The organism is Friedmanniella luteola (genome assembly GCF_900105065.1).
GTDB classification, from domain to species: Bacteria; Actinomycetota; Actinomycetes; order Propionibacteriales; family Propionibacteriaceae; genus Microlunatus; species Microlunatus luteolus.
This window is the reverse complement of sequence record NZ_LT629749.1, coordinates 4,099,606-4,123,984: the sequence shown is the minus strand read 5'-3', so window position 1 is coordinate 4,123,984 and position 24,379 is coordinate 4,099,606. Positions and strand designations below refer to the sequence as shown.

The 24,379-nt window shown below is 67.7% G+C and carries 16 protein-coding genes; 8 read left to right on the top strand and 8 right to left on the bottom strand.

All coding sequences use genetic code 11. The features are described 5' to 3' along the window. Positions 1 to 57: 57 nt before the first annotated feature. Together BLT72_RS19270 and BLT72_RS19265 are read left to right on the top strand one after the other, a co-directional pair. Entirely contained in the window at positions 58 to 3,150 is a 3,093-nt protein-coding gene (locus tag BLT72_RS19270; RefSeq protein WP_091414942.1) for a PD-(D/E)XK nuclease family protein, read from the top strand. Continuing rightward, on the top strand, positions 3,147 to 6,419 hold the full coding sequence (locus BLT72_RS19265; protein WP_091414940.1) for a UvrD-helicase domain-containing protein: 3,273 nt from the start codon (positions 3,147 to 3,149) through the stop codon (positions 6,417 to 6,419). Before BLT72_RS19270 ends, BLT72_RS19265 begins: the two co-directional genes overlap by 4 nt. Before the next feature lie 451 nt (positions 6,420 to 6,870). On the opposite strand, the gene mobF is transcribed toward BLT72_RS19265, so the two are convergent. Further along, positions 6,871 to 10,281 carry a MobF family relaxase gene (gene mobF / locus BLT72_RS19260; protein ID WP_091414938.1) on the bottom strand — a complete coding sequence of 1,137 codons (3,411 nt, stop codon included), beginning with the start codon at positions 10,279 to 10,281 and terminating at the stop codon, positions 6,871 to 6,873. Between the two features lie 101 nt (positions 10,282 to 10,382). Beyond that, positions 10,383 to 10,634 carry a hypothetical protein gene (locus BLT72_RS19255; RefSeq protein WP_091414936.1) on the bottom strand — a complete coding sequence of 84 codons (252 nt, stop codon included), beginning with the start codon at positions 10,632 to 10,634 and terminating at the stop codon, positions 10,383 to 10,385. A 633-nt stretch (positions 10,635 to 11,267) separates the two neighbouring features. On the opposite strand from BLT72_RS19255, the gene BLT72_RS19250 reads away from it, so the two are divergent. Continuing rightward, positions 11,268 to 12,647, top strand: a complete 1,380-nt coding sequence (locus tag BLT72_RS19250) for a hypothetical protein (RefSeq protein ID WP_197677100.1) — start codon at positions 11,268 to 11,270, stop codon at positions 12,645 to 12,647. Between the two features lie 899 nt (positions 12,648 to 13,546). On the opposite strand, the gene BLT72_RS22390 is transcribed toward BLT72_RS19250, so the two are convergent. The 3 genes from BLT72_RS22390 to BLT72_RS19240 form a co-directional block, all read right to left on the bottom strand. After that, a complete protein-coding gene (locus BLT72_RS22390; RefSeq protein WP_157720573.1) occupies positions 13,547 to 14,617 on the bottom strand; it encodes a PASTA domain-containing protein in 1,071 nt (356 codons plus the stop codon). 361 nt (positions 14,618 to 14,978) lie between these two features. Next, on the bottom strand, positions 14,979 to 16,547 hold the full coding sequence (locus BLT72_RS19245) for an SIR2 family protein (RefSeq protein ID WP_091414935.1): 1,569 nt from the start codon (positions 16,545 to 16,547) through the stop codon (positions 14,979 to 14,981). 179 nt (positions 16,548 to 16,726) lie between these two features. Further along, entirely contained in the window at positions 16,727 to 17,275 is a 549-nt protein-coding gene (locus BLT72_RS19240) for a helix-turn-helix domain-containing protein (RefSeq protein WP_157720572.1), read from the bottom strand. A gap of 98 nt (positions 17,276 to 17,373) precedes the next feature. Here BLT72_RS19240 and BLT72_RS19235 point away from each other — a divergent pair, with 98 nt between their 5' ends. The 5 genes from BLT72_RS19235 to BLT72_RS19220 all read left to right on the top strand — a co-directional run bounded on the left by BLT72_RS19235 (position 17,374) and on the right by BLT72_RS19220 (position 20,965). After that, positions 17,374 to 18,642, top strand: coding sequence for a vWA domain-containing protein (locus BLT72_RS19235; protein WP_091414931.1), 1,269 nt, complete (start codon positions 17,374 to 17,376; stop codon positions 18,640 to 18,642). A 222-nt stretch (positions 18,643 to 18,864) separates the two neighbouring features. Beyond that, complete coding sequence (locus BLT72_RS19230) at positions 18,865 to 19,020, top strand: hypothetical protein (protein WP_157720571.1); 156 nt, start codon at positions 18,865 to 18,867, stop codon at positions 19,018 to 19,020. Next, complete coding sequence (locus BLT72_RS22385; RefSeq protein WP_157720570.1) at positions 19,017 to 19,184, top strand: protein-tyrosine phosphatase family protein; 168 nt, start codon at positions 19,017 to 19,019, stop codon at positions 19,182 to 19,184. The genes BLT72_RS19230 and BLT72_RS22385 overlap by 4 nt, the downstream gene beginning before the upstream one ends. A gap of 67 nt (positions 19,185 to 19,251) precedes the next feature. Then, a complete protein-coding gene (locus BLT72_RS19225) occupies positions 19,252 to 19,611 on the top strand; it encodes a hypothetical protein (RefSeq protein ID WP_091414928.1) in 360 nt (119 codons plus the stop codon). 196 nt (positions 19,612 to 19,807) lie between these two features. Beyond that, a complete protein-coding gene (locus BLT72_RS19220) occupies positions 19,808 to 20,965 on the top strand; it encodes a hypothetical protein (protein ID WP_091414926.1) in 1,158 nt (385 codons plus the stop codon). A 281-nt stretch (positions 20,966 to 21,246) separates the two neighbouring features. Here the strand turns inward: BLT72_RS19220 and BLT72_RS19215 are convergent, their stop codons facing one another. From BLT72_RS19215 to BLT72_RS19205, 3 genes are all read right to left on the bottom strand, one after another. After that, entirely contained in the window at positions 21,247 to 22,230 is a 984-nt protein-coding gene (locus BLT72_RS19215; protein ID WP_197677099.1) for a site-specific integrase, read from the bottom strand. A gap of 572 nt (positions 22,231 to 22,802) precedes the next feature. Continuing rightward, positions 22,803 to 23,591 (bottom strand): glycosyltransferase family 2 protein, encoded by a 789-nt coding sequence (locus BLT72_RS19210; RefSeq protein ID WP_231930165.1) that lies wholly within the window; start codon positions 23,589 to 23,591, stop codon positions 22,803 to 22,805. A 10-nt stretch (positions 23,592 to 23,601) separates the two neighbouring features. After that, positions 23,602 to 24,300, bottom strand: coding sequence for a class I SAM-dependent methyltransferase (locus BLT72_RS19205; protein ID WP_091414921.1), 699 nt, complete (start codon positions 24,298 to 24,300; stop codon positions 23,602 to 23,604). Positions 24,301 to 24,379: the final 79 nt, after the last annotated feature.

Sequence of the window (24,379 nt, the reverse complement as noted above, 5' to 3'; positions counted from 1 at the left end):
CTTGTCGCGCCACCTCTAAGGTGGTCGAAGGCTCGGGCTCGAGCGATAAGGGGTGCGATGCAGGTCCAGTTCACCAGCTACGGTCCTGCCGCGCTCATCCTGCTTCGCCAGGCCGTCGCTGCGGCCAAGGCCCACGACCCGATGGCGCCGGTCACGCTCATCGTGCCCACCAACCTCGCCGGCATCGTCGCCCGCCGGTACCTCGCCGCGGGGGTAGGCGACGGTCGCATCGGCATCGCCGCCCTGGACATCACCACGCTGGATCGGCTCGCGGAACGCCTCGCTGCGCCGAATCTCGCGCCCCGTCGGCCAGTGACTGCGCCGGTCCTTGCGGCAGCCTGGCGGACCGCCTTGGCAACCGAGCCGGGCGTGTTTGCCGAGGTGGCCGATCATCCCGCCACCGTGCAGGCGCTCGCCGCGGCGCACCGCACCCTGCGCGACGCTGACAACTCGGCGCTGACTGGCGTCGAGAAACTCGGCGGTCTCCCGGCGGAGGTGGTGCGGCTGCACCGCACGGTTCGCCACTCCCTGCACTCTGACTGGTACGACGGGGTCGACCTGCTTGACGATGCTGCCACACGCTGCCACGGTGCGGACCTCGGCGCCGTCGTGCTGTATCTGCCGCAGGAACTGAGCCGAGCCCAGGCCGCTCTCGCGGACGGACTCCTGAGGGACCGTCCCGCCTCCACCGTCATCTGCGGGCTTACCGGGGTGCGGCGCGCTGATGCTGCGCTCACCCCTTGGCTGGAGCAACTGGAGGTGCAACTGCCGGACCCTCCCGCGCCGAGTACAGCCACCCGCTTGCTCAACGCCTCCGACTCCGACGACGAGGTGCGGTGCGTGGTGCGCGAGGTCGTCGAAGCGCTCAAGCACACCCCCGCCCATCGGGTCGCCGTGCTCTACTCCGCGACCAGGCCGTACGCCCGGCTGCTGCACGAGCAGCTTGCTGCGGCGGGTGTCACGGTGAACGGGACCGGTCCGCGGCCGGTGGGGGAGCGCGCGATCGCCCAGTGTCTGCTGGGGTTGCTCGCGCTGCCCGAGGGTGACCTCGCTCGCGCCGACCTGTTCCGCACTCTGGCCAGCGCTCCGGTTCGCGACTTCGATGGCCAACGCGTCCCGCTGTCCCGGTGGGAGCGCACGTCTCGGAGCGCCGGCGTGGTCCGCGGAGAGGACTGGTCTGCCCGGCTTTGCCGGCTGGTCGATGTCGAGCAGGCCGAGATCGCCTCGGAAATGGCATCGGAAGATCCGCAGGACTGGCGGCTGGAGCGCAGCCGTCAAGCCATCGAGTCCGCCGAGGGTCTGAACGCCTTCGTCGCCCGACTGCGGAGCGAGTTGGACAGCGCCGAGCGGATGAGTACCTGGCGTGACCTGACCGGCTGGGCGGGACGACTCTACGAGACGCTGCTGGGAAGTCCGGGCACGCTGAACCGTCTTCCCGCCGAGGAGCAGTACGCGGCCGCGGCGGTTGCGTCCACCCTGCAAGCGCTGGGCAACCTCGACGCCGTCGAGGGCGCAGCCTCGCTCACGCGACTCCGCGAGGCGCTTGAGCTGGCGTTGGCGTCGTCCCTGCCGCGGGTCGGGCGCTTCGGGGACGGGATCTATGTTGGGCCGCTGAGTTCGGCGGTCGGCCTCGACCTCGAGGTGTCCTTCGTGCTGGGGCTGAGCGAGGACCTCTACCCTGGCCGCGTGCATGAGGATGCGCTGCTCCCAGAGAAGGTGCGGGCGGCCACAAACGGGCAGGTGCCTTCCGCCCGCGCCGCGCTCGACCGGCAGCACCGGAACCTGCTCGCCGCGTTCGCGTCGGCTCCAACTGTGGTCGCGTCCTTCCCCCGTGGGGACCTCCGGCGGTCCACCGTGCGCATACCGAGCCGCTTCCTGCTGCCGACCCTGCGTCATCTCAGCGGGGACCACCGCCTGCCGGCTACCGCGTGGCAGCCAGCGGACTATGCCGGGGCGATGGCCACGTCCGGCTCTTTCGCCGGCGAGCTCTTGCAGACGCGCGCGCTGAGCCAGGAGCAGGAGTGGCGCACCCGGCAGGCTGCCGCCGTGCACACCTTGGACGACGCGACCGTGCGCGCGGGCACCGTTATGGTCCGGGCCAGGGCGCAGCACGCCTTGAGCCGTTTCGACGGCAACCTGTCCGGCCTCGAGGGCATCCCCGACTACGCCATGAGCACTCAGGCCATCTCGCCTACCGCACTCGAGTTCTATGCGGCCTGCCCGTACGCCTTCTTCGTCCGGCGGCTCCTGGGTGTTCAGCCGTTGGAGCAGCCAGAGGACATCGTCGTCGTCTCGCCCACTCAGATCGGCACCTTCGTGCACGCGGTGGTGGACCGGCTCATCCGCGAATGCCAGGACGAGCTCCCGGGCTTCGGCGAACCCTGGACCGGTGCTCAACGCGAGCGTCTCCGCGCGATCGCCGAGTCGGAGGCCGAGGCGTTGGCCCAGCAAGGACTCACCGGACACCCGCGGCTCTGGCAGCGGGAGCGTCAACGGATCCTCGGCGACCTCGAGTGGATGCTTGACGACGACGACGCCTGGCACGCTCGTGAGCAGTCGAGGGTCATGGCGAGTGAGATGGCTTTCGGTATGCGCGGCGGGGAGGCTGTGGCCGTCACCGTCTCGCGCGGTTCGGTCAGCATGCGGGGAAGCGCGGACCGTGTCGACCAGCGAGCTGACGGCACGCTTGTCGTCACCGACATCAAGACCGGAAGCCGTACCGCCTTTGACAAGATCAGCGAGTCTGACCCTTATGTCGAGGGGACCAAGCTCCAGCTTCCCGTTTACGCGCTCGCTGCTCGGTCCCGCTTCGGGAACGCCGGCACGCCCGTGCGTGCCGCGTACTGGTTCGTGCGTAAGGGCCGCGGCCGGAAGGAGCTGCCATTGACGCAAGAAGTTGAACAGAGCTATGCCGTGACCGTGGGAGTCCTCGTCGACTCGATCGCGGCAGGGCTTTTCCCCCCCAAGGCGCCGGAGACACCAGACTTCTTGTGGGTGCAGTGCTCCTACTGCAACCCGGACGGGACCGGCTACGGCGACCTTCGGGAGGTTTGGGAGCGGAAGCAGTTCGACCCGCTGCTGCAGCGGCTCGTCCGGCTGATCGACGTGGACGCACCCGCCTCCCTCGGCGACGCTGGGGCAGCTCAGTGACGGCCCGGTGGCTGGACCAGAACGCACGCGACCGCATCACCTCGGATACGGGCAGCACGCTCTTCGTGAACGCCGGAGCCGGGTCCGGCAAGACCCACGCACTGGTCAATCGGGTGCTCCACCTCGTTCTGACTGACAACGTACCGCTTCGTCATATCGCCGCCGTGACCTTCACCGAGAAGGCGGGGGCGGAGCTGCGGGACCGCTTGCGTGTCCGGTTCGAAGCCCAGCGGGCGGAGGGCAGTGAGTGCCATCGGGAACGAGCCGACGAGGCACTGAATGACCTCGACAGCGCAGCCATCGGGACGCTGCACGCCTTCGCGCAGCGGCTCCTGATGGAACATCCGATCGAGGCGCGACTCGCACCGCAACTTGAGGTACTGGACGAGATCGGGTCTTCCGTGGCGTTCGAGGACCGGTGGTCTGAGTTGAGGACGGAGCTGCTGGACGACGACAGCATGGAGGAACCTCTGCTCCTCGGGATGGCGGTCGGTATCACTCTCGACCACCTTCGTTCGCTGGCCGTGCTCCTAGGCAACGACTGGGACCTGATTCACGACCAAGTTCTGTTTCGCCACGCCGAGCAGATCACCCCACCTCCGACGGCCGACCTGCTCGCCCGAGGGCGTCGGCTCGCCGACCTCGGAGCAGAGTGCACTGAGCCTGAGGACAGGCTTCTCGAGCACTTCCGCCAGCTGAGGGTGCGACTCGGCCGGTTGGCTTGCGCACCGGACGTCGAGGCCGAGCTTTCGGTACTCGAGGAGATCGGGAAGATCGCCTTCAGTAACGGGCAGAAGGGAAACTGGAGCCGACCGATCGACGAGGTGCGAGCGGCCGGCCGGAGTTTCGCCGCCGACGCCACCAAGGCAGTTGACGCCGTCCGCCACCAGTGCCTCCGACGGCTGACTCACTGGCTTGCGGCCCAAGTGGTAGTCGCCGCCGAGGGTCGACGCGCGCAGAGTCGCCTGGAGTTCCACGATCTCTTGGTGCTGGCCCGCGAGCTGCTGCGGACCAGCGCGAGCACGCGGCGGGACCTGCACGACCGGTACCAACGGCTGCTGCTGGACGAGTTCCAGGACACCGACCCGATCCAGATCGAGCTCGCTGTGCGCATCGCGGGCGGCGAGGAGGCCGCCGCCAACGACTGGCGTGACGTCGTGGTGCCGGCGGGTCGGCTATTCGTGGTCGGCGATCCCAAGCAGTCGATCTACCGTTTCCGGCGGGCGTCGATTGCGACCTATCTCGACGCGCAGAAGCACCTGGGGGAGACGGTCAGCCTGACAACGAACTTCCGGACCGTCGCACCCATCCTCGACTGGGTCAACGCGGTCTTCGCTCAGCTCATCCAAGCCGAGCCCGACGGTCAGCCCTCGTACGAACCGTTGAACCTCGCCCGGGAAGACGTGGGGCGCGGACCGGGCGTGATGTTGCTGGGGGCGGAGCCGCACAGGGACCTGCCGCGGGCGTCCGCGGCCATCCTGCGCACCCGCGAAGCGGCGGATGTCGCGGGCGCCGTCACGCAGGCCATGACCGAGAGCTGGCAGGTGTTCGACCGCGTGACACAGTCCTGGCGCCGATGCCGGCTTGACGATATTGCCGTCCTGGTCCCGGCTCGAACGTCGCTGCCGTTCCTGGAGGAGGCTCTGGACGCGGCAGGCATCGAGCACCGCACGGAGGCCAGCTCGCTGGTCTACCAAGCCGATGAGGTGCGCAGCTTGCTCGCCTGCGTGCGCGCGGTGGCCGATCCGACTGACAGCCTGGCTCTGGTGCAGGCGCTCCGGTCGCCCCTCTTCGGCTGCGGTGATGACGACCTCTGGCGCTGGAAGTACGCCGGTGGTGCCTTCAACATTTATGCGCGGCTGGAGAATGCAGCCCTCAACGTTGGGCCGGTCGGGTCGGCCTTGACCTATCTCCGCCAGCTGGCTTTCGACTCCCGGTGGAGAACCCCAAGTGAAGTGCTCGGAGCGGTCGTCGCCGACCGCCGGATGCTCGAGCTGGCTGCCACCGGTCCACGAGCCCGAGACGCCTGGCGTCGCCTGCGGTTCGTCGTCGACCAGGCCCGAGCGTGGGCGGAGTCGTCCGATGGAGGGCTGCGCAACTACCTCGCCTGGGCGGCGCACCAGGGCCAGGAGACCAGCCGCGTCGCTGAGTCAGTGCTGCCGGAGACCGACGCCGACGCGGTCCGAGTTATGACTATCCACGCGGCCAAAGGGCTCGAGTTCCCGATCGTGATCCTGTCGGGCTTGACGGCCCAGAGCAACCGCCGCCGCGGCGTCCAAGTTCTGTGGCCTGCGTCCGGCGGATATGCCGTCAAGCTGAGCAGCAGCGTCCAAACCGAGGACTTCGACGCTGCACAACCCATCGACGAGCAGATGGACGACCTGGAAAAGCGACGACTCCTCTACGTGGCAGCAACCCGGGCGCGGGACCACCTGGTGGTGTCCCTGCACCGTCCCGACAAGGCCGTCGCAACGGCGGCACGCCTGCTCGCCGGAGCTGGTGGCCTCAGCGCTGCTGGTGCCGTGTCGTACCAGACGCCGACATCCGGCGCGGCCAACGCTCGGGTTGCGCCGCCGCCGGTTCTGCCGCCGCCCGACTACGCCCCATGGCTGGCCGAGCTGACGCAAGCGCGCGAGCGGTCGCGGAGAACGTCGGCGATCAGCGCATCTGGGCTGGAGGGCACCGAGCCTGAGGTGGTGCTTAATCGCGAGGCCAAGCCGCCTGGGTTGGCCAAGGGCGCCCGTGATCTCGGGCTACCGCCCTGGTCGAAGGGTCGATATGGATCCGCCGTCGGACGAGCGGTGCATGCCGTGCTGCAGGTGGTGCCGCTTCCAGCGGCGGACACGAGTCAAGCTGCGGCCGTCGCAGACGCTGTTGCCGCTCAGTGCGTCGCCGAGGGCGTGGTCGGTTACGAGGGGATGGTGAGCGCGCTGGTGGAATCGGCGCTGCGGTCCGACCTTGTGCAGCGCGCGGCTGGCCATCAGCACTGGCGGGAGCAGTACGTCGGCACCGTCACCACTGACGGCACGGTCCTGGAGGGCTACGTCGACCTCATCTTCCGCGACGACGACGGGTCGTTCGTCATCGTCGACTACAAGACCGACGCCGTCCCGGCCGGCGGTCTCGCTTCCCGTGTCACCTACTACCGACCGCAAATGGAGGCCTACGCGGAATGTCTGCGTGCTGCCACAGGGGGCGAAGTCCGCGCCGAACTGCTGTTCCTGCACCCGGGCGGAGGGGCCGTCCCGGTCCCCGCGGTTCTGCCCTAAGAGCCTGGAATTGAGAATCGCCGAACCGCGATAGGGCTTGCCGTTGGTCCTCCTTAACTGGCATTGGGATACTGGATGAGGTCCTGAAGGTTCTCGAACTAAGACGCTCCCAGATCAGCCCAGCGTCTTCAGCGAACAATTCACCAACGAAGGGGGCTGCGACTTCGAAGCGAGTCGCCTTGACCGAGCAAGGAGGGTTCTCACGGCACCGGTCCTGGTCGCCTTGTCCTGGTCGCCTGTGTCCTCCGTCGGTTGATGTGCGACGGTCGTCGCCAGTTGATGTGCGACACCGGGCCGGTCCGGTCACCCTGAACTGGGGGCGTTCCCCTGGGGCATCCTGAGCTTGGGGGTCGGGATGGTTCCGTTGTCTCCTGGCTGGATAGCAGCGGCCGGACGCGGTCCGGCTGGCTCGGCGCGCGCCGGAGTCAGGAAGTCAGCCTTATATACCGCTTCACCTTTCGGGAGACCACGGCGGCCGGGAGACGGTGAGCCGGTGTTGGGGGGAGGCGGCCCTGGCCGCGGGACGGGCTGCTACTCGGCGCGACGTCCGTGGCGGCGAGGTGAGTTCTTGTGGCTGGCTCGCTGATCCTGGTAGCTGGTCGACGACTCGCCACCAGAGGGCTGAGGCCGGATGGTCGTCGGGCAGCGGCCCTCCTCCTGTCGCTTGCTTCAGCAACTGCCGACCGTCGAGTCCGGCCGCCACCAGGCTCGCGACTCGCGCAGCCACCAGAGGCGCTTGGCGGTCGTGGGCGGTGCTGGGGGCAAGGTCGGTGATGAGCTGAAGCAGCGCCGCGCGTCCTTCTGTGGTGTCGGCGGCGAGACGCCGTTCGAGCTGCGCCTGCCAAGTGTGGCCCGGGCCGTTCGTTACGGGGGCTCCGGTAGCGCGACCGTCGCTGCCGTCGACCCGGTTTGCCGCCCGCCACACCTCCACGTCGGCGACCAACGCGTTTGCGGTCAAGTTGGGGTGGTCGGCTGCCCACGCTGGTCGGCGGTGTGCCGTGTCAAGGCGAATGCGGTCGGCGAGGTCGGTGACTAGCTGTGATCGTGCCTTCAGGTATGGACCCCACTCAGCGTCATCACTGAGTCCCTTGGGGACGGCGGGCAGCCACGGCAGCGGTCCGCCTGGTGCATAGCTGTCGCTCTCGCACCGGAAGTCGAGGACAGCGGCTCGGTCGTTGGCGGTGTCGAGTTCGCGCGTTGCTGCTGCGGCTCTCAGTGCTTCACTCGGATTTACCCCTTCTGCCGAGTTGAATATGAGGTTGGCGCGGAGGGTTGGCCAGGCCGGCTCGTGAGTAAGTCCTGCGGCGACTTGTTCGGCGGTGTGGTCAAGGGCGGTGAGGGTGTCGGCTCCGGCGACTTGTTCGGCGGCGACGTGAAGAGCATCGAGGTAGCGGTCGGCTGCGTCGCCGAGCCGGAGAGCGGCATCCTGCTGATGGCGTTGCAAGGTGCTGGCGGAGGTGGGGGTGTCGTCGCGGGCCAGGATCTGCTCGAGCAGGTCGGTCGCTGTTCTGGGATAGATGGTGTCCGGATGGATAGCGGTGTGAGGGTCGCCGTCGCCGACGACGGGCAGGTAGACGTGGTTGGCGGTCCGCCCGCGGGTCAGCATTGTGTACAGCTGCTGGCGGGACGCGTCGCCGGTGATGACGCCGTGCATCGTGTCGGCGGTGACACCTTGGGCGCCGTGGATGGTGGTGGCGTAGCCCAGCTCGACCGAGTTGTGGACGTAGCCGGCGGGCAGGGCGGTGGTGCGGCCGGTGCGGAGGTGCTTCACCTGCAGCCCACCGGCGGCGCTGACGTGTTGGACGGTCCAGCGGTCGCCGTTCTTCACCCAGTCGTCGGCGGTGGTGCGCAGTTGTCGTTGGTTGGAGCGGGTGATCACGGTGTCGCCGACGCTGGCCAGGTTCCCGTCGGCCAGCCGGACCTCCCAGCCAGGGATGGTGCCGCGCAGGCGGTGGGTGCGCGCGCGGAAGTTGAGATCGGCGACCTGGTCCCGGGTCGGCGCAAGCATCAGCGCATCCAGACTTTGGCCGCGGTCGACCTGCCAGGCGGTGAACACCTGCTCGGTGATGGTGGTCGGGTCGCCGACGTGGATCCGGTGCCGGTCGAGATAGAAGCCCAACGCTGCTGGCTGTCCGTCTCGGAGGGCGAGGGTGACGGCAGCCTCGATGGGGTCGGCGAACCGGTGCAGCTCAGTCAGCCGCACCACGCCGTGGACGGCTTGGACGTCGTGGAGTACGCCGCCGGCGCCGATGGCACTGAGCTGGGCGTCGTCGCCGACCAGCCGCACACTCCCACCTCGTTCGACGATGAACGCGACGGCGGTATCGAGGGTGAGGGTGTCGGCCATCCCGGCCTCGTCGACCAGCACCAGCGTCCGAGGGCCGACACCCGCAGCCCAGTCGGGAAGCGGCTGCTGGTGGTCGAGAGTCCAGGTGAGCTTGGCGAGGGTGTCGGCAGGGGCGCCGGTCTGCTCGCCCAACTGGGCGGCCGCCACTGCGGAGGGGGCGAGGCCGATCACCTCACCGCCGGCTTCGGTCCAAGCCCGGGTCAGGGTATGGAGGGCGGTCGTCTTCCCCGCCCCAGCGGGGGCGATGGCCAGCTGCAGCCGCGACCCGGACGTGACCATCGACCGCACCAGACTCACCTGCCCGGCGTCGAGCTGCACGCCGTTGGCGGCCGTCTCGAGCAGCGCGAGCTCGACCGAGGCAGGGTCGACCGTCCAGCCGTCGTTGTGACCGGCGGTCGAGATAAGCCGTTGCTCAGCGGTGAGGATGCGGGTGGAGGTGTAGAGGTCGGCGCCGGCCACGGTGTAAACCGACGAGCCGTCCGCCCGCCGCAGCGCCGCGGGTTCGGTGAGGCCGTCGTCCGGTGGTGTCAGGGGGACGCAGCGCTGCACAGCCTGGTCCACCAGGAGCTCGACGACCCGCTCGACCTGACCCAGGGGCAGGTCGGTGCCGCGGACCTGTCGAAGGGCTTCGGCGCGCAGATGCCAGGTCTGCCACGTCGGTCGGTGCTCCTCCACCGTCGCCACGATCTGTCGTGAGGTCGCCGCGACCCAGGCCGCGGTTACCGTCGGGCCAGCGACCCTCGGAGGCTGCAGGGCGGCGTGGAGCATGTCGCGCAGCTGCGTCCCGCCGCCGAGCACGTCGACGGCTTCGGCGTGCCACGTCGCGCGCTGCTCGGCTAGGCTGCGCGGTTCGTGCTTCGCGTCCCGGGTTTCCAAGGTGGCCTGCTGCGCCAGCTGCAGCGCCTCCACCGGCGTGGGGGGTCGGCCGTGGTCCTGCTGGAATCGGCCGGCGAGCTCCCCCTGCCGGACCACGATCACCTTCCGGCGGGCCGACCACCGCTCGTTGAGCGCGGGGTCGACGCCGACGATCTCCCGGACCCGCCGCTTCCGCGGGTCCTGGCCACGTCGTTCGCCGAACTGGACGCCGAGCCGGTCGGTGAGGTGGTGTTCGAGGGCGGTGTTGTAGGTCTCCGACGCCGTCACCTTGGCCTTGAACAGCACCCGGCCGTCGATTGACAGCCACTTCCCGCTGTGGGTCTGCACCTTGTTCGCGACCGCCACATGGGTGTGCAGGTCCGGGTCGCCGGCCCGGCTGTCCCGGTGAGTGAACGCCGCCGCCACCAGACCCCGGACGTCGACCTGCCTCACCCCACCCTTGCCCTCGCGGCTGAACAGGGCGCGCTGCTCGAGGAACCGCAACGCGTCCGCCACTGCCGCGTGGTGGGCCTCCTCGATCTGGGCGGCGGTCTTCGGCTCGGCGACCGCCCACAGAGTCGACACTGACTTGACGGGGGAGAAGGTGAGGTCGTAGCCGGCGACCGTGGTGGAACGCGGCCGCGACAGCTTCGCGAGCATCCCGGACAGCTCGCGCGCATCGGCCGATCCCGTCCATGCTCGACACGGAAGAACTCCCGGGCCACCTCGGACCGGATCCGCGCCCGCTCATCCGCTCTGATCTAGTATTCGGCCAGTCCCCCGGCCGCCAGCTTGGCCGCCGCGAACCGGGCGGCGACCTCACGCTGGAACGGCGTTATCTCGACCACGCCGGTGCTGAATGTCAGACCCATCGCCGGCACGAGCGGGAGTGCCGGCGACCCGGCGAGCTCGGCGAGTCGACCGGCCAGTGGGTGTCGGCCCTTACCGAAGAGGGACCGCATCTGCTCCGCCGTCACGACGTCCCCGGCGTCCAGGCCGTCGATCCCGACCATGCCGGAGCCTGCCCCACACCCCGGGTGTCTCGCCCCGCTCGGTGTAGTACGACGCGAGGCCGACGTGGCCCTTGTGGGTGGCGTCCAGCCCGGCCACGTGTCGGGTCAGGTAGTCATACCCCGAACCGGCCGTCAGCTTGTGGATGCTCATCGTCACAACCTCCTGAAGGCGGGGGAACGTAGCGGGTGGTCACGAGACGCCGGTGGTACGACCGGCGGTGCACTAGGTGTTTGGCAGATCGGTCTTGATGGTGAGAGGGCTGGAACGCTGGGCGAGCGAGAGGCAGCGCCATCGCGGGTGCGGGCTCCTGGGTGCGTTCCGGAGGGCCAGCCGGCCTTCCTGGTGGTGACTATCGGGCGGCACCATTCACCGGCAGGTGGAGACCTGCTCAAGCGCCGCCGCCATCGGTCGTCGAGTCCTTCACCCATGCTGCGAGCAGCAAGAAGAATCCGCCGCCACCGCCGACGACCTCGCAGACATGATCGCTCCGGCGGAGGTGCCAAAGCTCGCCGCGCGGCTGCGGTCCGCCTCGGATCACACTCGGCACGCCTCGATGTCCCTGCCGCCGGTTACAGTTTGAGCAAGAGACGCCCCACGGGGTGAAGAGCAACCGCGGGCAAGAGGAGAACTTAATGGGTAGCGAGATCGAGATGGTCAGCGACGGCGACGGTGTCGCGATCATTGGCAATACCAGCGATGTCGAACGGTTCTTTCTCCACTCCGGGCTCGACAAGGTGCCATCAAAGGATCTCGACCTCCACAAACTATGGTCGGCCTCCGGTACTGCAGGTGCCGCTGTCCAGATCGGGGCCGACCTCGCAGCGAACTCCGGACGATGGGTCAAACTCACCGCTGAGTCCGCCGAAGCAGTTCGCAGGTATGGGCTCATGGCGACGAAGACGCCTGGCGTGAGCCACGCGATGATTGGGCAGCCGGGCGACGTCAAACAATGGCTTCAGATCGCGCAGGCCCCGTCGATGCTGTTGAGCGGTCCTTTCGCGCTCACCGCGCTGTCCACGATGATGCAGCAGCGCGCGATGCAGCAGCAGATGGACGAGATCGTCGAGTACCTGGAGCTCATCAACGAGAAGGTCGACGACATTCTCCGCGGCCAGAAGGACGCGGTGCTCGCCGACATGATCGGCGTGGACTTGACCATCGAGGACGCGCTCATCGTGCGGGACGAGGTCGGGCGCGTCTCCGAGGTGACGTGGTCGAAGGTGCAGGCCACCTCCCAGACCATCGCCCGAACCCAGGCGTATGTGCTTCGCGAGCTGGACGCGATCGCCGAGAAGCTCCATAAGAAGGCGGACCTCGGAGACATCGCACGCGCGACGAGGGAAGCGGAACCGAAGGTCCGTGAGTGGCTGGCGGTGCTCGCCCGCACCTTTCAGCTCCAGGATGGTGTGTCCGTTCTCGAACTTGACCGGGTGTTGGACTCTTCGCCAGAGGAACTTGAAAGCCACCGGCTCGGACTGGCGAAAGCAAGGCAGAAGCGCCTCGAACGGATTGGACGCAGCACCGCCGCGCTGCTCACGCAGATGGATGAGACGGTGCAGAGAGCGAACGCAAGAGTGCTGCTCAATCCATTCGACTCTCCAGCAGCCGTCAAGTCGAGCAACCAGGTCGCGGCGGAAGTGCACAGCCTTCGTGGTCGACTCGGTATCGAGGACGACAACAATGCTGCTGATGCGAAGGGCTGGGGCCAAGCCGCCGGCGAGATCCTCGACAAGCTCCGCGTAGGCACCGCGGAGGGCGCTGGTGCCGCCAAGCGGCTCGGTGCACAAACGTTCGATCGTGCTAATGGGGTTCTACGTGCGGTTGACGTCGATGGTGACGGCCTCCCAGACCAGCCCCGGGCTGCGGCCGCCGCCGAGCAAGCTGGTGTGGCGATCAAGGGCGCAGCGGCTGGCGTCGCAGGTGCGGTTGGAGGCCTGTTCCAGCGCAATCGCGATACCGCAGCGCCGGGCGCTGATTCTGAGTCGAACTCCCCGGATCACGCTGACTCTTGAACGACTCTTCCGCGGCTCCGAGCGGCCGGTAGCCTCGCTCATCAGTCACGCACCCGAAGGATCGCCTGCGCGCGTCCCGGGAACGGTCTGGTCCCGTGCGACGGTCGGCCTACTGGGCGCGTCCGCATGACGATGGTTCACCGGCGGAGAACACCTCGGCGACCGAGACAGTCTCGAAGCCGCGGCGGACTCCCCGGTGCTCGCAGGCGTTCCCTTCACGTAATCCTCCAGTAGATGGGTTAGCGGACTGCCGTTGGTGATTGCAGCCATTGGCCCCCTGGTTCCCGGGTGCGGGCTGCGGGCTAGCAGCAGGCGACTGGCCGCCGCTTGAGGGAATTACTCAGCAAACAGGTAGGCGTTGAGCGACAAGCCCACTGGTCCTGCTGTCCGAAAGCTTGAATCAATGCGCAATGTCTGCCTCGAAGAGCTTCTCTAGAACCGCAGCCGCCCGGTTGCCCGTTTCTTTCGTCCCATGTAGACGTCGGCCGTCAGCGATGTCTTAGAGTGCCCGAGCTGGTCGGCGGCCACTCGTGCTGATAGTCCGGCGCCGTCCATCAGCCCCGTGAATCCGAAAGGACTCGAGGTGCTCGGGTGGTCACCACCGGATCGCTGGTTGAGTTGGTTCTGGCCTTTGGGACCTGCTCGCCATTGAGAGGATCGAGCATGGTGCCGAGCCTTATCAGGGCAAGCGCACCTACAAGCGCGGCGACGTTGACAGACGGCACGACGACTCGATTCCTGCTGGCGCGGTAGGACGCTGGCCCAGGAACGGTACGCGGGTCTGTCCCGGCTTTGGCTGACTCCTTCGGATAGGCGTCAGGTGGTGGTTAGCGGCTCGTTGTGGCTCACTGCCACCAGAAAATCGGACGCCATCAGGGCCGTCCGCTAAGTCGCCCGCTTCAATTCCCTTCCCGAAGTCTCCTGTCCATATCCTGTTGGCGCACGCGTTCCTCAGGACGACTGTAGGCCAGTCTGATCGTTGAGCTCGGATCGCAGGCCACTCCGGGCGATGGCCATTGCCCTCGCACATTCCATCGCGATTCCGACCAGGCCGAGCGCGGGCCCTCTGCCGGTGGCGCAGCGTCAAACTGCACTATTGTGACAAATCCTGCTGTCCGCAACATCGCTTTCGCGTCACCCAGTCGAAGCCCAACTACGTCGGGGATGGTCTGCGTGGTGTCCGCAGTATCGGGTGCCATGCCCTCCAACATCTTGGCATATGCTCCCATCAGCATTCGGAACTGCTTACTGCCACGGGGGTTCGGATCGGAGCGCCCGATAGCCTGCGCTTCCTCATGGATCGTCTTCGCGACGCCTAGGTGGCGCTTCCGGTCATGTTCCTCGATGATCGACGCTAGGAGATATCGAAGAGCGAGTTCTGAGACCCAATCGTCGACGTTTTCCAACGACCCTTCGACCCAGCCGCCCGCCCGCCCGACGAGCGACGCGCCTGCGCCTGCGGTGAAGAAGCCCACTACACCACCTGCTACCAGCATGGACCCGAATATGGCGCCGTGCTGGAAAGCTGATAACTTCCCGGCTGCAATGCTCTCGGCGAGCTCAGTGAACAAGACTTGGTGATCGCTTACGGTGGCGCCGGCGTCCGTGATCTCCAACAAGGTGTTGGCCCGGGTTCCAACCTTGCCCGTATCCAAATACTGTTCGTTGAAGTAGGCGTTGTAAAGTGCCCAGTGGGCACCAACAATTGATCGCCAGTATGGGTCATGCGGCAACAGTGGTTGCATCAGTGATATCCAGGCGGTATCGCCGGATCTGCTAGTGGTCCAGATCTCTGCTAAGGCGGCGCGACTTCGGGGCCTGCAGAACGGTGCCCCATTGATAGCAGACCGAACGATTTCTGCCGACAATCCGGCGTCGCCCAGCTCCTCGTCGTTGAGCGCGCTTATGATGACCAGGTCACCAGCGTGAAGGCATGTGACTACATCTTGTGGAGGGCGCAGGTCCTTCATCGCTCGGGAAAGCTCCCACATGTCGTACCTCCGAAGCATCAACCTGGAGCGCTGCGATGATCCCCATGGCGGGTCGCAGTTCAACCGGAACGAGCCAGGAAGACACTACGGCAAGTCGCGAAGTGAAGGGGCAGACTTGTCGCAACCCATGGCCCATTCGTAGGCAGGCTTCTGCAGGTCTATGGACAGCCGGACCGTGGCTGGAACCCCAGGCTCCTCCGCCAGAGGCACGCCCGCTCGACTTCGTAGGACCGGACCTGGTCGAGCGCGCCTTCGACACCGCGCCGAACCGGCTGTGGATCGTCAACTTCCGCCAAGTGCCGACCTGGTCGGGGTTGGCGGCACCGCGTTCGTCGCGCGATTAGCGCTGGTCTGGAGCCGCGCCGGGATCGGGACCAGGCCTGGCTATCCGTGTGCCGCCAAGAGCTAGCAGGGTTTCCTCGACCCGCGGCCATCCAGCACTCTGCCGTGCGGAGGCGGGGACCCCGTCTTCGAAGGCGTGCAGCGCGTCACGCAGTGCGCGGTCGTCCGCGTTCAGCCCAGTGGCGTATCTCTCGTCAAGGAGGTACTCCGCGGATAGGTTGCGGTTCCTCGCGGCTGTCCAGGCGAGCCGGTCTAAGAAGATCTCCAGGATGCGTGCGGCCGCCCCGGGGTCAGCGGCGTCGGTCATGCTGAGGAGCTCCAGTTGGGAGTCCAGGTCGTTGTCCTGCCTGTCGTGTTGAGTGAGGGCGAGCGCGGTCCCGGCCGGTGGAAGGGGTGACCCCTCCTCGACCACGGCGTCGCGGCGTACCCGGGCGACTGCAGCGGCCATCTTCAGGAAGTTTCGGTCCGTCAGGCTGAAGCCGACGAAGAGGAGGTGGCTAGTCAGCAGGAGGCTCTGCACGACGCCGTGCAGTGCTGCGTACTCCTCGGCATGTGTCTGGTACTGCGCGCCGTCGAGGACGAGGGACCCAGGGAGGTTGATATCGCCGTGGAGCTTGAGCAGCCACGGCATGCTGGCGTCTGAGATGCGGCGGGTGAGGACTCGATACTCTCCGGTGGACTCGGCATCGAGAGCCAGTTCCATGCACGGGTCGAAGTTGGTGGTCACCATTTGCCGGACCGCGAGTCCGGCCAGCAGGCCGTGACCGATCCCATGCTTGGAACTTCCGAGCCGTTCGCGAACCGCGTCGTGGAAGCGGTCACCGAGCTCGGCGACGATCGGAGTGGCGACCTCCACCGGGTCAGCCGACGCTGTCCAGTCCACCGCCAGGTTGGCTTCACGGGCCAGGTCCTTGAGCAGACTCCACCAGTCCGGCAAGCCAACCGGCCTGGATACCCCGGCCCCGATGAACAGCGACAGCTGGCCATTCGCCGCGCGTTCACCTAGGCGATCGGCGGCTAGCCGCAGTGATGGGGGGAGTTCGGTCCAGTCGGCGCCGTCGGTGCGGCGGTGCTGAACTGCTGCGAGATCAGGTCGATTCCAGAGTAAGAGTGCAATGTCGGAGCCCTGGGCGGCGCTCCGGAGCGCGGGGAGTAGCGCCTCGATCACCTCGCCACGCCTATCCCGCAGGCCGCCGGTGCCGGTGCCAACGAGCGGTACGGCGATGAGCGGCAGGTGCCGGCCGTCTTGAGCTTGGAGGCCGCTCGCTGCAGCTCGGATGCCGTCAACGATCCGCTGGGCAACCGCCCCTGGGGTGACGTCTGAGTTGGTGGGCGTCGTGATGGCGGCGTAGACGCGGCGCTTGTCGACCTGGGGAAGTCGGATGACGTTGTCGCCGACCCGGTCGTCGTCGAGGCGCAGCCAATCCATATCGCCGGGCGCGAGGCCCGGCGGCAACAGGGGCTTCCAGACCGGGTTGATGTTGAGGCGGTCATCGCAGGAGAGGACCACCGCGTCGCAGGCGAGGCGGGTGAGGTCGCCGCGGAGGACGAAAAGGTGGCCAGGCATGCGCTACATCCTCGCCTAGAGCGTCCGCCGACTCGGTCGGCTCGCCCGATCGCGGCGGTCCGCACCGGCTGATAGTGGGTGACATCTCACCGTCGTACGGGCGCCATCCCGCCACAGTCATCACGGCCAGTGATCGGCCGCCCCAGCTGCTCATCCGGCTGTACCGTCCTTGACGATTCCTACTGGTAGTCCGGATGCGTGATCCGCTGCGCTTCGTGTTGAACGAGGTCTGACAGCAGCCGAGCTTGGACCTTCCCGAGTGCTTCGAGCCGTCGCCCGGCAGGTAGCTGTGACAGCAGTTCGACCGCGCGGCTGACGATGTCAGGTTCTGGCAGCACCGTGACTGCAGGTGGGCCGGACGGGGCTGCAGCTTCACGTGCTCTGGTGGCTGCCAGGTACGCCGGGTTGGTGTGCCAGGAGTCGTCGTCTCTGCCGGCTGCTTGCCTCGGCCGGGTTCCCTCGGCTCTGGTAGAGGTCGGTGTGGGTTCGCTGGCGAGGACGTCGTACAGATCTGCGGGGTCGAGCTGAAGAGCGCGGGCGATGACGCCGAGCCGGCTGGGGGAGACGCCGCGGTAGGCGGTCTCGATCTGCGCGATGGTCGAGTATGGGACGCCGGTGACCTCGGCCAGGTCCTGGCGGCTCATCCCGAGCTGATGGCGACGGTCCCGGATGAGCTTCGCCAGCACCGGACTGCCGGTCTTGCCGCTGCCAGTCGGCGACGAGGACATCTCTGCTCCTTTTGCTTGCAGCATTATGCTCGTGGTGTTATGCTCGTAGCGTAGCACGGAGTGGCAGAGGGCTCTCCGACTGCGCAAGGGAGGACCTGATGCACCTCAACACCCACCTCGATCTGGACGTTGTCGCCCATGAGACCGAAGATCACGTCTCGGTGCTGGTGGAGCTCACCGCACCCCAGCTGCCCACAAACATCACCCGGTCCCCGGCCACATTGGTGGTGGTCCTGGACCGCAGCGGTTCTATGGCCGGCGATCGAATCGAGGCTGCGAAGACGGCGCTGCTGGCGCTGGTCGACCGGCTCGACCCGCGGGACCGGTTCGGCCTGGTGGCCTTCGACGACCACGTCCAGGTGGTGGTGCCGGCCGGTCCGCTCGTCGACAAGCTGGCGGTGAGGCAGGCAATCGCCGCCATCGACGACGGCGGGTCCACCGACCTGTCCGCCGGGTACTTCCGCGGTCTGCAGGAGGCGCGCCGGGTCGCCGGCCGGGACGGCGCGACGCTGCTGCTGGTCAGTGACGGGCACGCCAACGCGGGGGTGTGCGACCCGACCCAGCTCGGCGACGTCGCTCGGAAGGCCCACGCCGACGGCATCACCACGACCACGCTCGGGATGGGGCTGGGGTTCGACGAGCGGCTGCTGTCGGCGATCGCGGCCGGGGGAGCGGGCAACGAGCACTTCGCCGAGAACGCCGACGACGCGGTCACGCTGGTCGCCGGTGAGGTGGACGGCTTGCTGTCGCTGGCCGCGCAGGCCGGGTCGCTGCTGGTGCGGATGTCGCCGCACGTCCGGGGGGTGCGCGTGGTGAACGAGCTTCCGTCGGTGGTGGTGCCGGAAGGGGTGCTGGTCGAGCTCGGCTCCTTCTGCTCCGGAGAGTCCCGCAAGCTGGTTCTCACCTTCGACGTCCCGGGAATCCCCGCGCTGGGGCTGGCCGAGATCGCCACCCTGGAGTTCACCTTTGTGGCGCTGCCCGCGCTGGAGCAGCACACGGTGACCGTGCCGTTGCACGTGAACGTCGTACCCGGTGACCAGGCCGCCGGCCGCATCCCGGACCCGGTCGTGCGGACGGAGCTGGCGTTCCAGCAGGCGCAGCGGGCGAAGCGGGAGGCGTCCACCGCCCTGTCCGCCGGGGACTCCAAGTCCGCGCGCCGGTCGCTGCGCGCCGCCCGGTCGGCGCTGCAGGACGCCTGCGCCGCCGCACCGGCGGCGATGGCCGCGGAGCTGCAGGACGAGCTCGCGGTGCTGACGGAGCTGCAGCAGCAGGCCGCTTCCGGTGACCTGGCCCACGCCGCCAAGCTGAGCTCGGCCGACGCCTCCTACAAGTCCCGCACCCGCGGCCGCACCCGGCCCTGGGCATGAACGGCTCGTCGATGCCAGCCGGGCTGGCGGCCCCCCGCTGGGTGAAGGCCGACGAGCTGCCGGCCTGCAGGGTCGGAGATTCTGCCCGGGCTGTTCGCGGGCGGCACCGCCGACGACGCCGTCATCTCCGTTCCCGCGCTGCACCGCTGCGCGACCGGCGAACCGTCCCCGTACGACGCTGTGGTCACCCTCTACGCATGGGCGCAGCCGGTAGACGGGGAGGTGAAGGAGCTGCGCTACGGCTTCGGGGACGGCAGCCTCGTCGGCGTCGATCTGGACCGGGTCGTCCGCGCCGCCGAGTGGGCCTGGCAACGCTGGTCCGCGGGTAACCGGGTCGTGTTCCGCTGCCAGGCCGGGCTCAACCGCTCCGGCCTGTGACCGCCCTCGTCCTCATGCTCGACGGACACGACCCGCAGGACGCGGTCGCGCTGATCCGCGAACGGCGGTCGCCCTGGGCGCTGTGTAACGACGACTTCCTCGACTGGCTCCTGCACGAAGCAGGCGTCGTGCTGAAACACCGTCTCCACGTCCTTGCGTCCTGAGCAAGCCGCTCTCTAACCTGCGACCTCAGCCGCACCCGATCACCCCCCTACTCCATCGGAGGCACACATGACTGACCTGATTGACCGTCCAGCCGTCGTTCTGCGGATCGGCAAGAAGTGGCACCCGGAGATGGACCTGGACGAGGTCTACGACACCGTCCGCGGGTGGTGGCTGATCGGACCGAAACGCGAGCAGTGCGAGTATGCCATCGCCGTCGCCCGCGGCACCGTCCGAGGCGTCTACCAAATCCACAGTTGGCGGCCACGACAAGAGGGCGACCGTGACTGGCAGGACGACCTCCCGGGCAAGCCCAGGTGGGGATTCGACGGCGCACCCGCCCCAGACCTGCTGCACCTCGTCGGGAGCGACGTCTCCCACCTGTTCACCAAGGGCGCAGCCAACCCCGTCACTTACCTCAACTGCTGAGGCACGCAGCCCTGAAGAGGGCGGCCCCGGCCGCCAGGCTGGGCGAACGCCACATCAGCTGGCGAGTTCTCTTCTGCGACCAGGCCTTTGTCCCGACAGACACTTACTCGAAGAACGAGGTAGAGATGCTTCACATGATGGGCATTGGAGCGCGGGTGGGGCGACGCGCCGGCGCGAGCATCGGGCGGGCCGCCTGATGCGCATCGAGCAGTGGCAGATCGACATGGCAAAGCGCACACCGCCTCCGGTCGACGCGTTCGTACAGGGCTCCACGCCGGTCATCTCCTTCGGTGACCCGCTGACCGCGGAGGTCGCGACCATCGGGATCAACCCCAGCCGGCGCGAGTTCGACGACGGCGGTTGGCTCCGAGGGCCGAAGCGACGGCTCGCCACGCTCGAGTCTCTCGGAGCGGCTCCCGGGCAGACTCTGACCCATGAGCAGGCGCGCCAGGTCGTCGAGGACTGCAACCGCTACTTCGACGAAGACCGGAATCACTACTGCAAGTGGTTCAAGCCCCTTGACAAGCTCCTGACCGCTGCGGTCGGTGGCGGCTACGGGGACGGGACCGCTTGCCACCTGGACCTCGTCCAATGGGCGACCGACCCCGTCTGGGGCAAGCTGGCGGACAGGGCAGACAAGGAAGCTCTGCTCCAGGAGGGCCGCCCGCACCTGGAACTGCTCCTTGCCAGGTCGAACGTCCGCCTCGTCCTGGCTAACGGCAGGACCGTGATCGACCAGTTGCAGCGGATAGGGATCGTGCGCTGGCAAGAGATTGGCACACTCCCACTCGGCCTCAGGACCTGCACCCTCCTGCAGGGTCAAGGTGATGACGGCGTCAGATTTGTCGGCTGGTCGACCAACCTCCAGGCGGGGCGGGGAGTGTCGAACGAGTTCAAGGAGCGTTTGGCCGCAGCTATTGCGCCCCTCGCCGCGCCCGTCGTGGTGCGCGACCTTGAGCCGGGAACGAGCGACGGCCGGCTTGAAGTCGATGCTTCAGGCCACCTGCCGCGCGTCCTGAGAGTAGTGGGCAAAGAGCAGCTCACAGAAGCACTGCGCCGCTGGTACGACGAGAGTGACGCTGCGACCGTCGGAGACGTCGGCCCTTTCGGTGGCCGCCCAGCCATCGCCATCGACCTCGGCGACCAAACGGCTGTCCTCAACGTGGACACCAAGCGCAGCGCTGTAGCCGCCTACCTCGAGCACGCGAGAACCAACGGCGTGGACGCGCCCTGGCGGGTAGTGGCCAACACACGCGGCAACGTCAACAAGGTGATCTTCAGCGACGAACCCGCCGCAGCTGCCGGCTGGTATGTCTACCTACGGAAGCCTCTGGTGGAACCCGCGACGCTGTGAGTGGCTAGCTGACTAACCCTCCCGCGGAGACGTCGAGTCGTTCGACCCCGCAATTGCTCCTCAGGGTCATCCTCGGCCACGCCGCTACCTCGCGCGCGGTTCCCGGAACGCCCTATTCCTGTCGATGTGGCGACGTCCGGCTCTGGAGATCGGTGCAGTGAGAAGCCGTACCGGGGGCGCTCGACGGAATCGGGCGTGCGCCAAGGGGTGGCGGAGCCGACCGAGTCATCAAAGGGCCACTAGGGACTCCTCGGCATGATCACGCCGTGGGGGTCCTGGCGTCAAGACTGCCGGTGTGCCGCAGGTCTCGTGCCGACCCTTCTACTACTGGGGAGTTTCGCTAACTCGGCGCGTGGGCCTCGAAGAGCTTCTCCAGGACTGCAGCCGCCCCGGTGGCCCGCTTCTTGCGCCCCATGTAGACGTCGGCCGGCAGTGACGTCTTCGGGTGCCCGAGCTGGTCGGCGGCGGCTCGAGCCGACAGTCCGGCACCATCTATCAGGGTGGCCACAGTCTTGCGGAACTGTGGCTGGTGAGCCGTCGAACCCGGCGGTCCTGAAGGATTCCCGCATCATCTGCAGCGTGTTGTTCGGATCCCGGAGACCGCCGGCGACGGGGGCGGGGAACGCGACGAAGGTGTCAGCGTCGGTCGACGGGTTGGCTGCTAGTTGCCGTTGGCGGAGCATCGCGATCGCCCAGGACGGCAGCTCCAAAATCCGCTGGCCGGCCGCGGACTTCGTTGACGGCTTGATGATGAGCCCGCCCTGCCGGAGCCGAAGGACGGTTCCGTGGATGTCGACGGTGCCGGCCTCGAGATCGATGTCGGACCAGCGCACGGCCAGGGCTTCGCCGATCCGCAGTCCGGTGGCGAGGAGGAAGGACACCAGGTCCGGCAGGTCCCGTGCCACCGAGCGTGGGTCTTGGGACAGCCAGAGGGTCAGCCGTCTGACCTCCTCGACGGTGAGGGCGGTGGGCCGCTTGCGGGGCTTGGCGGAGATGCGGGCGACATCACGGCAGGGGTTGTGGGCGAGGGCGTCGTGACGGCACGCCAGACGGCACATGTTGGACAGCACGCTCTTGGTGGTCTTGGCCATTGCTGACCCGTGCTTTCTCCGGACCACGGCGAGGTGGCGGTCGACGAGGCCGGTGGTGAGCTCGCGTATGCGGAGGTCGGCCATCGCGGGAAGGATCTGGCGGTCGAGGCAGTCGCGGTAGAGGTGGAGTGTGCCCGGGCTGAAGTCGCTCTCGCGGGCCTGGTCGAACCACATCTGGGCCAACCCGGAGATCTTGGTCTCCGCCGTGAGGCGGGTCCCCTCGAACCGGTGGCGCGGTTGCGGATCGCGAGCGTGAGGATCCGGGTGGCCGCACCCTTGGTGGCTGCGTGGCGCTCGATCTGTCGAACCTTGCCGTCCCAGTCTCGGTACCGCGTCATCGCCCGGTAGCCACTCGAGGTCTTGTAGACCCGGACAGCACCCGCGGTGCCAAGGTCCAAACTCGGTCGTCCCAATTCCCTAGAATAGCCCAAGAACCACGGGTTACCCACAAGAAAAAATGCATAATTTTAGTTATAGTCCACAGGTCCGAAGGCGGTTTGAGGGCCAGTTTTGCCCCTGTGACTAGGGGTGATGCCGCGCAGCGCGAGCTATCGACAAGTAGTGCCAGATGACCCCGACCAATTCCGCGGGTTGTGGGTTCGAGTCCCACGGGGCCTACGCAGAAACCTCCCCAAGAGCGACGCGTCCGTCGGGGGCTGGGTGGCGGGCCCGCACTCGACCTCGACGTCCTGCCTCTCAGCGATTGACGGCTGACGCCATCGGCCCGCGTGGGCGGCGCCCTCGTGCTAGCGACCGAGCGACCCGTCACTGGAGGGACCCGACGGGTTCCACAGCGCTTGCTGCCGCTCAGCCTGGTCCTGGTTGCGCCGGCCCAGGGATCGCTGGGGGCGGCGCGGGGGACGGACGCGCATCGCGAGCACCATGCGGAGCATCTGCAGGCCGAGGCGGATGGCGGTCCGGGTGTCTCCCGTGACGGCCGACGTGCCGACCCGCGGGTGGTAGTTCACCGGGACCTGGACGACGGTGTCCCGCGCCATGAGCGCGAGCATCAACATCTCGAGCCCGAAGGCCGAACCGTGGACGCGCGAATCGCGCAGCAGGCCGGGGACCAGGTCGCGGGAGACGACCCGGAAGGTGCAGCCGACGTCGCTGAGGTAGGACGTGTTGAAGAGCACCTCGATGGTCTTGGCGACGGCCCAGTTGCCCCACTGGAGGAACCGGCCCATGTTGGCGCCGTCCCAGATGAAGTTGGACACCGTGCGCGACCCGACGACGAAGTCGCAGTCCTCGGTGAAGGGCAGCAGCTTCGTCAGATCCCTCGGGTCGAAGGTGCCGTCGGGCTCGCAGATGCAGATCAGGTCCGTGTCGACCTCAGCGAGACCGCGACGGATCGCTGCGCCGTAGCCCTGCCGGGGCTCCAGCACCTCGCGGGCCGTGGTCATGGCGACCTCGTCGGAGGTCCCCTCCGCCGCGTTGTTGTTGACCACCAGGATGTCGTCGACGATGCCGAGCTTGTCGAAAGCCCGGATGGTCTCCGCGATGCTGTCCTTCTCGTTGTAGGTCGGCAGCACCACCGACACGGTCCTACCGTTCCACATGGCCGGACTCGGGAGTGGCGACCAGGAGCATCTGACCGGCCAGGGGCTTGAGGGGCGAGCGCAGGTACCAGGGCACGAGGAAGGTCAGCGCCGATCCTCTGCTGTTCAGCGTCAGCGGCAGGAAGCGTGGGAACACCCGGGCGATGCGCCAGCCCTCGGAGCGCAGGTAGTCCGCCAGTGATCGGTCGGTGTAGATGGCGACATGGGTGTAGTCGTCGAAATAGCCACCGGGGTTCAGCCGGAAGTTCGGCTGCAGCAGCATGAGGATCCCGTCCGGCCGCAGCACCCGGGCCGACTCGGCGAGCAGGAGGGCGGTCGCCGGCCGCTCCAGGTGCTCGAGCAGGTTGGAGGCGAACACCACGTCGAACGAGCCGGAGTCGAACCGCGACAGATCGGTGCAGTCACCCACCTCGGCCTGGACGTGCTCGGCCGCGGCGCTCCGCACGGTGGGGTCCAGGTCCATGGCCACCACCCGGCGGGCCGTGACGGTGTTCGCGAAGTCGCACCACCCGGCGCCCAGCTCCAAGACGTCGGCGTCGCCGGGGATCCAGCGCTGCAGGTAGGCGCAGAGGTGGTGCCAGACCGCAGCGCGATGGGGGTTCGGCGCGAGCCGCGTGCGGAAGTAGGCGGAGACCTCGTCGTCGGCGGGCGGCGGTGAACCTGCGGCTGGTGCACGGTCTGCCACCTGGCTACTCCTCAACCAATTTGTCGGGTCGTGGTCGACTGTCGGGACTCCGGCAGGCGTCGGGGCGGTTAGCCTGATG

Coding starts and splice junctions, on each gene's coding strand:
- BLT72_RS19270 (WP_091414942.1), top strand. CDS start 58: ATGCAGGTCCAGTTCACCAGCTACGGTCCTGCCGCGCTCATCCTGCTT.
- mobF (WP_091414938.1), bottom strand. CDS start 10,281: ATGCTCGCGAAGCTGTCGCGGCCGCGTTCCACCACGGTCGCCGGCTAC.
- BLT72_RS19255 (WP_091414936.1), bottom strand. CDS start 10,634: ATGGTCGGGATCGACGGCCTGGACGCCGGGGACGTCGTGACGGCGGAG.
- BLT72_RS19250 (WP_197677100.1), top strand. CDS start 11,268: ATGGGTAGCGAGATCGAGATGGTCAGCGACGGCGACGGTGTCGCGATC.
- BLT72_RS22390 (WP_157720573.1), bottom strand. CDS start 14,617: ATGAAGGACCTGCGCCCTCCACAAGATGTAGTCACATGCCTTCACGCT.
- BLT72_RS19245 (WP_091414935.1), bottom strand. CDS start 16,547: ATGCCTGGCCACCTTTTCGTCCTCCGCGGCGACCTCACCCGCCTCGCC.
- BLT72_RS19240 (WP_157720572.1), bottom strand. CDS start 17,275: ATGTCCTCGTCGCCGACTGGCAGCGGCAAGACCGGCAGTCCGGTGCTG.
- BLT72_RS19235 (WP_091414931.1), top strand. CDS start 17,374: ATGCACCTCAACACCCACCTCGATCTGGACGTTGTCGCCCATGAGACC.
- BLT72_RS19225 (WP_091414928.1), top strand. CDS start 19,252: ATGACTGACCTGATTGACCGTCCAGCCGTCGTTCTGCGGATCGGCAAG.
- BLT72_RS19220 (WP_091414926.1), top strand. CDS start 19,808: ATGCGCATCGAGCAGTGGCAGATCGACATGGCAAAGCGCACACCGCCT.
- BLT72_RS19215 (WP_197677099.1), bottom strand. CDS start 22,230: ATGTGGTTCGACCAGGCCCGCGAGAGCGACTTCAGCCCGGGCACACTC.